We start from the raw sequence: 12,079 nt of genomic DNA on the forward strand, positions 1-12,079 counted from the left end.
GCGGAGGGAACGACCATGGGTTGCTCACGGTACATCGGCCGGGTCGGTGCCCTGGCAGTGTTTTTCGGGGTCGGCATATCGCTCACGACTGGGCAGGCGATCGCCTACGCCGAGCCGTCATCAACGACGCCGGACACCGCGCACGCCGCGGAGGCGGCAGCCTCAGGCAAACCGGCGCCCAAGCACGCGCCCGCCCCGGCGACAGCGGCACAACCGGGCCCCGCGCCGGCGTCCACGTCAGACGTACCGGCGCCGTCGGCCCACAAACCCAAGCGACAGCCCAAAAACAAGGGCGGCGAAGGCAGAAGCACGGACGCGGCCGACAAGCACCGTGACGCGGACCCCAATCGGCACGCGCACAGCGCCATCAAGGCAGCGCCGACCTCGACCTCGAGCGAATCCACCAGCACCACAACAAAAATCAGTCGGCCGCAGCCCGCCGCCACGGTCAAACGCTCCCCCGCACCGTCGATCGTCGCGACCGCGGCCGTGCCGGCCACCGCATCAACTGCCCGCACCGCGGCACCACTGGCAGCGCTCGTCACGCCCACCGTGCCGGCTCCGATCGTCCCCAACCCGATCAACCAGATCGTCACCGCGGCAAAGCAACTCCTCAGCATCGCACTGAAACCGCTCGTGTCGGTCCTGCCCTCGAACGTGCCCGCCAATTCACCCGCGTTGTGGACGGTACTCGCGTGGGTGCGCAGGCAGATCGAGACGAATATCCTTCCACCCCATGTGGTTTCGGCCTGGAATGTGACCAGCCCGAATCTCCTGACCAACCCCGGCGCAGAGCTCGGTGATCCGTCACTGTCCGGCGGCAGCACGGTGTCCATCCCCGGCTGGACCGTCACCGGCACGCCGACCGTCATCAAGTACGGCACCGTGCGCCAGATCCCGTTGGGTCTGCCGACACCGGGGCCGACGCTTCCGCCCATCTTCAATTTTCCGAGCGATCGACCCACCCCGGCCGACACCCAGTTCTTCGGCGGCGGCAACGTCGCGACCTCCACGTTGACCCAGACGATCGATCTCAGTGACGCCGCGGCGGGCATCGACGCCGGCACGACACCGTTCAAGCTGAGCGGATTCCTGGGCGGCGCCATGATCGATCCTTCGGCCGCGTCGATCAAGGTCACGTTCCTCGACGCCGGCGGGACGCAGCTCGGCGTCGGCAAAGTGGCACCCGTCGGTCCCCTCGAGCGCTGGTTCCAGACCGGATTGCTCGAACGCAGCACCGAAGGCACCATCCCCGTCAACACCCGCACCGCGCAGGTGGTCGTCACGCTCAAGGACTCGAACCCGCTGACCGGCGGCTACAACAACGCCTTCGCCGACGATCTCTCCTTCACCGTCGGGGCGTCACTGCCGGCACCGCCGCCGCCCACCCCGCCGAAGTCGACGGTCGGCGCGCTCGACCACATCTTCATGGTCTACCTGGAGAACAAGGGCTACAAGGACATCGTCGGCAGCGCCAACGCGCCGTATCTCAACAGCCTGATCGACACTTACGGCGTCGCGACCGACTATTACGCGCTGACGCATCCGAGTGACCCGAACTACTACCCGATCCTCGGCGGCTCCGACTTCGGCCTCAGCTACAACTGCGCGACCAACTGCATCGATGCCACCAACCTCGCCGACCGAATCGAATCGGCGGGCAAGACCTGGGCCGGGTACGCGCAGGGCATGTCCGCCGCCGGGCCCTACGTGTCGACAAGCGATTATGCGCCCGACCAGTTGCCGTTCCTGGCGTACAGCGACATCTACAACAATCAGGCCCGCGCCGCCGCGCATCTCCACCCATTGACCCAGCTGGCGACCGACCTCTCATCGTCGGCCACGACGCCCAACTTCGCCTGGTTCGCGGCCAATGAAGCCAACAACGGCGAAGGTCCCATCGACTCCGTCCAGGGCGTCCTCAACTACATCGGGGCGCTGCTCACCAACCACCAGTACAACGTGAAGGCGGCCGATCAGTTCGCTCAGCAGACCATCCCGACCATTCTGAATTCGGCCGTCTGGAACGACCCGACACAGCGGTCGGCCATCGTCGTCACATTCGACGAAGACAGCGACAACCTGTCGCTCGGTTTCGGGAACGGCGGCAATCGTGTTGTCACCGTGGTGATTCCGTCACAGGGAGCCGTCGACGCCGGGATGCGTTCGGGCAACTTCACCAGCACCAGCTACGCCAACCACTACAGCCTGCTGCGCACCATCGAGGATTCACTGCAATTGGCGCCGTTGACCAACAACGACGCCTACGCCGCGCCGCTCAACGACTTCTGGGGCACGCCGCCGGTCATGCCGTAGCCCAAAACGAGAGTCGGACCCGAGGAAAACCTCGGGTCCGACGTCTACTTCCGGTTGGGTCGGTGGATCAGAACCAGTCGACCTGCGCTTCGACGGTGGTGCGGTCCAGGCTGTCCAGCAGGTCCAGCTGGGTCGTCACCTTCGGCAGCTCGTAACGGAAGAAGTACTGTGCGGCAGCACGTTTCCCGTCGTAGAAGTTGCCGGTGTTGCCGCCGGCGGCAACCAGCTGCTCCAGCCAGATCCAGGCCATCACGATGTGGCCGGCGGCTTCCAGGTATGCGGTCGAGTTGGCCAGGGTGGTCTCGGGATCGCCTGCGGCCCACAGCGTCGCGGTGACCTCGGCGAGCCGGTCGGTCTGCGCCTGCAGCTCCCGCGCGTAGCCGGCCGTCGCCTCCGACTGCAGCGCGGTCTGGACGGTGTCCCCGATCCGGCGCTGCAGCAGCTTCAGGCCGGCGCCGCCCTGCATGACGACCTTGCGGCCGAGCAGGTCGATGCCGTGAATGCCATGTGTGCCTTCGTGAATGGCGTTGAGGCGGTTGTCGCGGTACTGCTGCTCGACGTCGTACTCGGTGGTGTAGCCGTAGCCGCCGTGAATCTGGATGCCGAGGTTGTTGGCTTCCAGGCACCACTGCGACGGCCAGCTCTTGGCGATCGGGGTGAGGACCTCGAGCATCAGCTCGGCCTCGTCGCGTTCGGCGCCGGTGAAGATCTTGATCTGGTCGACCAGCCGGGCGCAGTACAGACCGAGCGCCAAAGCGCCTTCCACGTAAGACTTCTGGGCCAGCAGCATGCGCTTGACGTCGGCGTGCTCGATGATCGCGACCTGCGCGCGCGACGGATCCTTGTCGCCGACCGGACGGCCCTGGGTGCGCACCTTGGCGTACTCCAGCGACGTGAGGTATCCGGCGTAGCCGATGGCGGTGGCCATGGAGCCGACGGCCACGCGGGCCTCGTTCATCATGTGGAACATGTAGGCCAGGCCGCGGTGCTCCTCGCCCACGAGGTAGCCGACAGCGCCGGGCTCGTCGGTGGGCTGGTGGCTACCGTCACCGAAGTTCAGCAGGGCGTTGGTGGTGCCGTGATTGCCCATCTTGTGGTTGAGGCTGACGAGCGCGACGTCGTTGCGGGTGCCGTCGGTCAGGTACTTCGGCACGATGAAAAGCGAGATGCCCTTCACGCCGGGGCCGCCGCCCGGGACCTTGGCCAGGACCAGGTGCACGATGTTCTCGGACAGCTCGTGGTCACCGCCGGTGATCCACATCTTGGTGCCGGTGACCCGGTAGGTGCCGTCGGCGGCCTTGGTGGCCTTGGTGCTGATGTCGGCGAGCGACGAGCCGGCGTCGGGCTCGGAGAGGCACATGGTGCCGAAGTAGCGGCCCTCGAGCATCGGGCGGACCCAGGTGTCGATCTGCTCTTCGGTGCCGTACTCGGTCAGCAGGTTGGCGTTGCCGACGGTGAGAAACGCGTACGAGAAGGTGGCGGGGTTCGCGGCACGGAAGAACGCGGCCGACGACTGTGCAACCACGTTGGGCAGCTGCATGCCGCCGACACGCTCGTCGAACGAGCTGGCCATCAGGCCCGCGCCGTTGAAGTCGTCCAGCGCCTGCTTGATCTCGTCGATCAGCACGACCTTGCCGGTCTCGTCCACGAACGGCGGGTTGTGGTCGGCCTTCTTGTTGTGCGGCGCGAAGCGCTTGGTCGCGATGTCGGCGCTGAGGTCGAGGACGGCATCGAAGGTGTCCCGCGAGTGCTCCGCGAAGTGCTCGTGCTTGGTGAGCTCGACGACGTCAAGCCACTCGTACAGCAAGAAGTCCAGGTCGCGCCGAGACATGAAATCAGTCACTGGGTTCTACCTTCCAATGCAGCCAGACATTAGCAGTCGCTCATTTCCTAAGCGATTGCTAATATCGCCTATCGGCCGGGTCTGTGTCAACTGTGTGTACGATCACCAGCACATGAAGACCGACCGGACCACCGACTCGGCCGCCGCCGAGCGCATCCGGCGGGCGGCCATCGAGGCGTTCGCGGAATCCGGCTACGGCGGCACCTCGACCCGTCAGATCGCCAAACGCCTCAACATGAGCGCGACGGCCATGTACCCGCATTACCGGTCGAAGGAAGAGCTGCTCTACGCCATCGCCTTGGAAGGGCACGGCAGCCTGCTGGCGACGCTGCGGGCCACCGACGATGCCGGCGCGCCGAGCGCGGAACGCTTCCACACGGTCGTCGCGGCCTTCGCCACCTGGCATGCGGAGAACAGCAAGCAGGCCAGGGTCGTGCAGTACGAGCTCCACGGTCTGACCCCGGCCCACTACCGCACCATCGCCCCGCTGCGGCACCAGGTCACCGCCGTGATCGCCAACATCATCGAATCCGGCATGGCGACAGGCGAATTCCACGTCGACAACCTCGACGACGTCGTGATGGCCATCTCGTCGCTGTGCGTCGACGTCTGCCGCTGGTTCCCCTCGCGGACGCACCGCGATCCCCACAAATTGGGCGAGATCTACGCCCAGGTCGCCGCCCGCCTGGTGCGCTGACCGCACTCTGCGGAAGTTCCTTCGGCGGCCCCGTCGCGCCCCCGATTTTTCGGGCTCTACCTGCCATAACCGGCCAGTGAACCGTCGGCGGTCGTGATGTACTTGCTGCCGACGACAGGAGGCCCGATGGTCAACCCTCCACCGGAGGATCGCGAACAGGTCGCGACGGCGGCCGACGACAGCCCGTCCATCACGGGCGACGCGCCAACGACCGAGGTCCGGTTGCGCCGGGTGCGCGGCAGATTCAGCATCCAGTCGAAGCTCATCACGATGCTGCTGGGCGCGAGCATCGTCTCGGCCGCCATCGTGGGTTTCATCGGGTACCAGACCGGACAGGCCTCGTTGCGCAACGCCGCTTTCGATCGGCTGACGCAGGTCCGTGAGACACAGTCCCGGCAGTTCGCCGCGCAGGTCACCAACCTGAAGAACGCCCTGCTCATCTATACCAGCGGGCCGGCGATGGCCGAAGCCGTGCAGGCCTTCAGCACCGGATTCAACGAATTGGCCAATGCCACAATCGATCCCGCCGAGCAGCAGGCGATCGTCAACTACTACAACCAGGAACTGATCAACCCCGTCGAGCGGGCGACGGGGGCCAAGCTGAACCTCGACGTGCTGTTGCCGTCGTCCAACGCGGCCAAGTACCTGCAGGGCCGGTACACCGTCGCCGCGGCTCGGCCGAACGGCCCACCGCCGCCGCCCGATCCCACCGCCTGGGGCGCCGCCTCGGCCCGCTACAACCCGTTCTTCCAAGAGATCGTGCGGTTGTTCGGCTACGGCGATGCCCTGTTGATCGATGCCGCCGGCAATGTCGTGTACTCGGCCAAGAAACGGGCGGACCTCGGTACGAACGTCCTGTCCGGTCCGTACCAACAGGGCAACCTGCACCAGGCCTACGCCAAGGCGATGGGCGCCGACCGCGTCGGGTACGTCGCCGTCACCGACTACCAGACCTATCACCCGGCCGCCGACCACCCGATCGCCTGGATGGCCGCGCCGGTCGTGACGGCGGGACGCACGGTGGGAGTCGTGGCGCTGCAATTCCCCATCTCCGGGCTGAACGCGCTGATGACGTTCAGCGGCAAGTGGCAGGCGAACGGTCTGGGCTCGACCGGCGAGACCTACCTCGCCGGCACCGACGACCTCATGCGGTCGAATTCCCGCCTCTTCGAGGAGAATCGGCAGACCTATCAACACGATGTCGTCGCGGCCGGGACACCGGCCGAGTTGGCTGAGCGGGCCGTCCGGCTCGGCGGTACCACGCTGATACAGCCCGTCGGTGGCCCCGCCACCCGCGCGGCGCAGCGCGGCCAGTCGGGGGTGCTGATCGCCACCGACTACCTCGGTCAGGAAACGCTGCAGTCGTATGCGCCGGTGACCGTCGGCCCCGACGTCAACTGGTCGATCGTCGCGAAGATCGACACCGCGGAAGCCTTTGCGCCCGAACGCGTCTTCACCAGAACCATGGGCGTGGCGGTGACCGCGATCGTCATCCTGGACTGCCTGGCCGCCATGGCACTCGCGCAACTGTTCGTGCGGCCCATCCGACGGCTCGAGGCCGGGGCCCAGAAGGTCAGCCGGGGCGACTACGACGCGATGATCCCGGTGCGGACGCGCGACGAATTCGGGGATCTGACCAAAACATTCAACGACATGAGCCGGCTGCTCGGCATCAAGGACGACCTGCTGCGGCGCGAACGCCGCGAGAACGCCCAGTTGCTGCGCTCGCTGATGCCCGAATCGGTCATCGAGCGCTATCGCAGCGGCGAGGAGACGATCAGTGAGAACCACCAGGACGTCGCGGTGCTCTTCGCCGACATCGACGGTCTCGACGCCCTCTCCAGCGCGCTACCGGCCGACCAATTCCTCGCGGTGGTCAACGAATTGGTGCGCCAGTTCGACGACGCCGCCGAACGCAGCGGAGTCGAACCGGTGCGCATCCTGCGCAACGGCTACACGGCGAGCTGCGGTTTGAACGTGCCCCGGCTGGACAACGTCGAGCGCATCGTCAACTTCGCCATCGAATTGCAGCGCATCGTGGCCCGTCTCAACGACGAGGACAATCTGCAGCTCGGTTTCCGGGCCGGCATCGACACCGGCACCGTCACCAGCGGCCTGGTGGGCGGAGCCACCATGATGTACGACATGTGGGGCAGCGCAGTCGATTTGGCCTATCAGATTCAGGCCGGCGGCGCCGAGCCCGGGATCTACATCACCGGGCGGGTGTACGACGCCGTGCACGACACCCACCGGTTCACGCCCGCCGGGCAGCACATCGTCGACGATGTCGAAGAGCCCATCTGGCGGCTGGCGGGGCGGCGGTAGGCCGTGTACTCCTCCGGTTCGTCATGGTTCCTGTGGGTCGCAGCGATCGCCATCGGGCTACCTGTCGGCCTGATCGTCCTGACCGAGTGGCGGCGCGCCCTGATCCGCCGGCGCAGCCCGCTCGCCGCGCCCGTCGGGCTCCTGCGCACGTATGTGCTCCCCGTGATCGCCGTCCTGCTGCTGATGCTCAAGGTGGCGGTCGTCCCCGCCCGCGACGTTCCCATCCGCATCGTGGCGACCGTCCTGGTGTTCCTGGTGCTGCTGCTGGTGTTGTCCGGCTTGAGCAACACGATGTTCGCGAACGCCCCGGAGACCTCGTGGCGCAGCCGCATCCCCCGCATCTTCCTCGACGTCGCGCGGATGGTGCTCATCATCCTGGGCTTGGCGGTGATCTCCCGGTACATCTGGGGCAGCAACGTCAAGGGCGTCTTCACCGCAGTCGGTGTCAGCTCCGTGGTCCTCGGCCTCATGCTGCAGCACTCCGTCGGGCAGATCGTGTCCGGGTTGTTCATGCTGTTCGAGCAGCCGTTCCGGATGGGCGACTGGCTGGACACCGCCGCCGCGCGTGGCCGCGTCGTCGAAGTCAACTGGCGCGCCGTCCACATCGAGTCCAGCACCGGCGTACAGATCACGCCCAACTCGGTGCTGGCCGGCACGTCCTTCACCAACCTGAGCCGGCTGGCCACCTCGCACACCACCATCACCACGACGTTCGCCGCCACCGACCCACCCGACCAGGTGTGCGCGATGCTCACCAGGATCGCGGCCGCCCTGCCGAACCGCGGCGACGACGTCGAGCCCACCGCCGTGCCGATCGGCGATCACAAGTACCGCACCACCATCGGGCTGAAATCGCCCGGGGACGACGACGCCGTGCAGGCCACCTTCCTACGCTGGGCCTGGTATGCGGCTCGGCGCGACAAGCTGCATCTCGACGGTGTGGCCGACGACTACTCCACCCCCAAACGTGTCGACGAGGCGCTCGAGGAGGCGGCGGCACCCGCGCTCCGCCTGAACAAAGCCGACCAGCAGGCTCTCGCGCCGTATGCGCGCCTGATCCGGTACGGCACCGGCGAGCTCATCCAGGCACCCGGCGAGGTCCCGAAAACCATCACGGTGGTGGTGTCCGGGCGGGTCCGATTGACCGTGCCGACGGCCGACGGTTCAGTCGCCGGCGTGCGTACCCTCGACAAGGGGGCTCTCCTCGGCGTTGCGGCCTTCACCCACCAGGCGAACCTCGCTTACGTCCACGCCATCGACGAGGTCACCCTGCTGCAGATCGAACACGACGAAATCCAGCGCCTGCTGGCCGACCGGCCGCAGCTGTCGCGGGAGTTCGGCCGCGTCATCGACGAACGGCGCAGCGAGGCCAGGGCCACCATCAAGTCAGCGGGGAAAACGGACCGCGCCAAGGTGATTCGAGATGCGGCAGCACAGCTCGGCACTGCCGGTGGAGCCAAGGCGTTGGATACCCCTTAGCTCATCACAGGCATCACGTTTCAGCCATCCCGTCGAGCTTGCTGATGTGTCGCTCGAAGAACTCGATGATGTCGTCACGACCGCCTGACACCCCAAGCGACGCATGCATGGACAGCAGTTGCGACGTCCCGACGATCAAGAACGTCGCTACCGCCGGCGATAGGTCCTCGGCGGCGATGCCATGCCGCACGAGGACGGACCTGATGGTCTCGACCTGCGCGTCCAGAATCTGCTGCGCCGCGCCCGCGACCTCAGATTGCAGCGCTTTACGATGATTGGCGAGTGCGACGTACTCTGTGAGCAGTCGAGACTCACGGTTGTCGATGAGGTAATTCCACAACGCCCGCAACGGGTTCGGCGCCAGCAGGATATGCGCCTGCGCGGCCAATCCGAGCTCGGTCTTGCGCCGGATAGCAGCCAAGAACAGATCGTCCATGGTGCGGAAGTAGTAGTGGACCAGCTGCGGCTTCAGTCCAGCTCTTTCAGCCAGCCGCCGCGAGGTCACCGCGGCGTAACCCTCCTCGAGCATCAGCGCCTCAGCAGCATCGAGCAGGGCGCCGCGGTTCTTGGACTCGGGACCAGCGATCCTGCGTTCCGCTGCCATAGCGTCACCGTCCAATCTCGGTCGCGGCGCGCCGCGTCGATCTCGATGCACACCACGGAAGCGTGGCGACGCCACGATGCTAAGCATGTGCTCGGCACAAGCGGCCACCAGCCTGCCCTCGGGTACAGTTCATGAGTGTTTTCCGCCGATGACATGGGCGTGTGGTGACCGGCCCGACAGACGATCCGATCTGGAAACAACGCGCGGTCGAGCGCTCCCTCAAGACGGCGAAACTACGGGCAGCCCAACGAGTACAACGATTCATGGACGCCGCTCAGTCGATCATCGCCGAGAAGGGCAGCACGGATTTCACGGTCCAGGAGGTCGTCGACCGCTCCGGCCAGTCGCTGCGCAGCTTCTACCTGCAGTTCGATGGCAAGCATGAACTACTGCTGGCGCTGTTCGAAGATGCGCTGGCCCGCCTGGCCGACCAGATCCGGTCCGCGATCGACGCCGAGATCGACCCACTGAAGCAGCTCAAGAACGCCATCGCGCTACTGCTCGAATTGTGTCGTCCCGGCCCGGCACCCGGGCGACCGCTGTTCACCGACTTCGCTCCACTTCTCATGGCCACTCACCCAGCTGAGGTGAAAATTGCCCATGCGCCGCTACTGTCATTGCTTACCGAATTGATGGAAAATGCCAGTGCGGCTGGGGAATTGCGCTCAAACGTCAACCCGGCACGGATGGCAGTCATAACCATGCAGACGGTGATGTCCGTCGCCGAACCCACCGGAATCACCGGCGACTCAGACACGGATCCCATCACCACCGAGGAACTCTGGGATTTCTTGGCCAACGGCTTCGTCGCGCCGTAATGAGAATTGGATACCGATTTCCGAGAGGAGGTTGCCCGCAGTGACAAAAGTGGCGGCAGCAGATAAGCGCCGGCGGCGCGAACGCGGTTCCATCAATCCCGACGACATCGTCAGCGGTGCATTCGAACTCGCCGAACGGGTTTCGATCGACCATCTCAGCATGCCGATGCTGGGAAAGCATCTCGACGTCGGTGTCACGAGCATCTACTGGTACTTCCGCAAGAAAGACGACCTGCTGGACGCCATGACCAACCTCGCCGTACAGCGGTATGCGCTTTCCACGCCCTATGCCGTTGGCGAAAACTGGCGGTCTGCACTACGCAGCCACGCCCGCACGATGCGACAACTGTTCCTGGACAACACAGTCATGTGCGACCTGATCCTCATTCGCTCCCCACATGCCCAACACGCCGATCGCTTGGGCCTACAAGCCGTCGAGCAAGCCATCTCCAGCTTGGTCGAAGCCGGGCTGACGCCGGAGGCCGCGTTGGATGTCTATGCGGCGGTATCAGTCCACGTGCGCGGATCGGTTGTGCTGCAACGACTTCGGGACAAGGCGGCGCTCAACGAGGGGCGAGGTGGGCGCCGCGACACTCTCCATGCCGATCCCGCTACCACACCACTGCTCGCGCAGGCGCTTCAGGACGGTCAGCAACTCCACACTCTGGACGAGGCGAATTTCGACTTCGGTCTCGAGTGCATTCTCGACCATGCTGAGCGCCTGATCACGGTCAACACGAAGCCGGCACGAGTGCGCAGACCGGTGCGCCCGTGAGCCAGCGGACACCACGCCGGCCGATGCTGCCGCACGGAGAACACCGCTCGCGTGGGATCTAGCTCCGGTTCGTCCTGATGTCGAAGCCGACCTTCTCGCCATCGACGCTGGTGATCTTCAGGTGCGCCTTGTATGGCCCTTCCGGTCCCGTGAAGGTGCAGTCGAATTCGCCGCCGACCTTGGCGTCGATGCCCGACGGGCACTTGACATCGGTCGGGTGGAATCCGGTCTTGCTGGTCACCATGTCGGTCACCGACTGCGCGGCGCCTTCCGGTTTGATGGTCGAGGTACACGCGCCCAACTGCAGCGTGAGCACCCCGACGATGACGGTCGTGCCGATGAAGCCGGTGGATCGGGTCATGACGGGAACGTAGTGGCAGGCAGTTGGAAACGTGTTGGAAAACGGTCGCAGCGTCCGGCCGCGGGCGATTAGCCGCACGGTCAGTGGGTATCACGACAGTTGCCCTTTCACCTGCCGAGGTAATCGCGACGATGAGGTTTGCATATCTGGCCGGAAGCTTGGCGTTCCTCCTCATCTGGCTGGCGCTGTGGTGGCGTTCGAGCCGGCTGCGCCGCATGCTGATGCTGCGGGTCAGCGCGGCAACCGCGCTGCTGGGACTCACCGAACCGCTCTACGTTCCCGAATACTGGCACCCACCAACGCTTTTCGACCTGAATCTCAAGACGGGTTTCGATATCGAGAGCGTGTTGTTCTCGTTCGCCATCGGGGGAATCGCCACCGCGGTGTACGGCGCCTTGCGTACGAACCGACAGCTGCGCCGCAGCGCAGCCGCACCGCGTGGGCCTCGTCAGCTCCTCCACGCCGTCGCCATCGCGGTCCCGATACCGGTGCTCGTCCTGCTCACCCTCCTGACGAGCCTCAACCCGATCATCACGACCATCGCGGCGCTGAGCGCGGGCGTGGCAGTCAGCGCGGCCTGCCGGCCGGATCTGATCGCCCGGATGTTGACGTGCGGTTTGCTGTTCTTCGGCCTCTACTTCGTCTTCTTCGCGCTGTTCAACATCGCATTTCCCGGCTACATCGACAGCGTCTGGAATCTGCCGGCACTGTCCGGGGCCGTCATCGCGGGCGTACCTGTCGAGGAGTTGTCGTTCGGCTTCGTCTTCGGCCTGATGTGGTCCAGCGTCGCCGAGTACGTCGTGTGGGCGACGGTCGACCCATCGGCGTGACGGCACGACGGCGCCGCGGGCTCGCGTTTGC

At 65.6% G+C, this 12,079-nt stretch carries 10 protein-coding genes; 7 read left to right on the forward strand and 3 right to left on the reverse strand.

The window, feature by feature from the left end:
- The first annotated feature begins 15 nt into the window (after positions 1 to 15).
- Positions 16 to 2,316 carry an alkaline phosphatase family protein gene (locus tag VXD91_RS26730; RefSeq protein WP_346416817.1) on the forward strand — a complete coding sequence of 767 codons (2,301 nt, stop codon included), beginning with the start codon at positions 16 to 18 and terminating at the stop codon, positions 2,314 to 2,316.
- A 67-nt stretch (positions 2,317 to 2,383) separates the two neighbouring features.
- Here the strand turns inward: VXD91_RS26730 and VXD91_RS26735 are convergent, their stop codons facing one another.
- Positions 2,384 to 4,159 carry an acyl-CoA dehydrogenase gene (locus VXD91_RS26735; protein WP_346416818.1) on the reverse strand — a complete coding sequence of 592 codons (1,776 nt, stop codon included), beginning with the start codon at positions 4,157 to 4,159 and terminating at the stop codon, positions 2,384 to 2,386.
- Positions 4,160 to 4,271: 112 nt separating this feature from the next.
- Here VXD91_RS26735 and VXD91_RS26740 point away from each other — a divergent pair, with 112 nt between their 5' ends.
- The 3 genes from VXD91_RS26740 to VXD91_RS26750 all read left to right on the forward strand — a co-directional run bounded on the left by VXD91_RS26740 (position 4,272) and on the right by VXD91_RS26750 (position 8,660).
- Positions 4,272 to 4,856 (forward strand): TetR/AcrR family transcriptional regulator, encoded by a 585-nt coding sequence (locus VXD91_RS26740; protein WP_318986061.1) that lies wholly within the window; start codon positions 4,272 to 4,274, stop codon positions 4,854 to 4,856.
- A gap of 126 nt (positions 4,857 to 4,982) precedes the next feature.
- Positions 4,983 to 7,181 carry an adenylate/guanylate cyclase domain-containing protein gene (locus tag VXD91_RS26745; RefSeq protein ID WP_346416819.1) on the forward strand — a complete coding sequence of 733 codons (2,199 nt, stop codon included), beginning with the start codon at positions 4,983 to 4,985 and terminating at the stop codon, positions 7,179 to 7,181.
- Between the two features lie 3 nt (positions 7,182 to 7,184).
- Positions 7,185 to 8,660, forward strand: coding sequence for a mechanosensitive ion channel family protein (locus VXD91_RS26750; protein ID WP_346416820.1), 1,476 nt, complete (start codon positions 7,185 to 7,187; stop codon positions 8,658 to 8,660).
- A gap of 13 nt (positions 8,661 to 8,673) precedes the next feature.
- On the opposite strand, the gene VXD91_RS26755 is transcribed toward VXD91_RS26750, so the two are convergent.
- Positions 8,674 to 9,264, reverse strand: coding sequence for a helix-turn-helix domain-containing protein (locus VXD91_RS26755; RefSeq protein ID WP_346416821.1), 591 nt, complete (start codon positions 9,262 to 9,264; stop codon positions 8,674 to 8,676).
- Between the two features lie 164 nt (positions 9,265 to 9,428).
- Between VXD91_RS26755 and VXD91_RS26760 the strand changes: the two genes are divergently transcribed.
- Positions 9,429 to 10,082, forward strand: coding sequence for a TetR/AcrR family transcriptional regulator (locus tag VXD91_RS26760; RefSeq protein WP_318986179.1), 654 nt, complete (start codon positions 9,429 to 9,431; stop codon positions 10,080 to 10,082).
- Between the two features lie 40 nt (positions 10,083 to 10,122).
- On the forward strand, positions 10,123 to 10,857 hold the full coding sequence (locus tag VXD91_RS26765) for a TetR/AcrR family transcriptional regulator C-terminal domain-containing protein (RefSeq protein WP_318986057.1): 735 nt from the start codon (positions 10,123 to 10,125) through the stop codon (positions 10,855 to 10,857).
- Between the two features lie 58 nt (positions 10,858 to 10,915).
- On the opposite strand, the gene VXD91_RS26770 is transcribed toward VXD91_RS26765, so the two are convergent.
- Positions 10,916 to 11,218, reverse strand: a complete 303-nt coding sequence (locus tag VXD91_RS26770; RefSeq protein ID WP_318986056.1) for a DUF4333 domain-containing protein — start codon at positions 11,216 to 11,218, stop codon at positions 10,916 to 10,918.
- A gap of 131 nt (positions 11,219 to 11,349) precedes the next feature.
- On the opposite strand from VXD91_RS26770, the gene VXD91_RS26775 reads away from it, so the two are divergent.
- Positions 11,350 to 12,048 carry a lycopene cyclase domain-containing protein gene (locus tag VXD91_RS26775; protein ID WP_346416822.1) on the forward strand — a complete coding sequence of 233 codons (699 nt, stop codon included), beginning with the start codon at positions 11,350 to 11,352 and terminating at the stop codon, positions 12,046 to 12,048.
- Positions 12,049 to 12,079 lie beyond the last annotated feature (31 nt).

The sequence above is a fragment of the Mycobacterium sp. SM3041 genome, assembly GCF_039668335.1.
Classification (GTDB): Bacteria; Actinomycetota; Actinomycetes; order Mycobacteriales; family Mycobacteriaceae; genus Mycobacterium.

Coding starts and splice junctions, on each gene's coding strand:
- VXD91_RS26745 (WP_346416819.1), top strand. CDS start 4,983: ATGGTCAACCCTCCACCGGAGGATCGCGAACAGGTCGCGACGGCGGCC.
- VXD91_RS26730 (WP_346416817.1), top strand. CDS start 16: ATGGGTTGCTCACGGTACATCGGCCGGGTCGGTGCCCTGGCAGTGTTT.
- VXD91_RS26740 (WP_318986061.1), top strand. CDS start 4,272: ATGAAGACCGACCGGACCACCGACTCGGCCGCCGCCGAGCGCATCCGG.
- VXD91_RS26755 (WP_346416821.1), bottom strand. CDS start 9,264: ATGGCAGCGGAACGCAGGATCGCTGGTCCCGAGTCCAAGAACCGCGGC.
- VXD91_RS26770 (WP_318986056.1), bottom strand. CDS start 11,218: ATGACCCGATCCACCGGCTTCATCGGCACGACCGTCATCGTCGGGGTG.
- VXD91_RS26775 (WP_346416822.1), top strand. CDS start 11,350: ATGAGGTTTGCATATCTGGCCGGAAGCTTGGCGTTCCTCCTCATCTGG.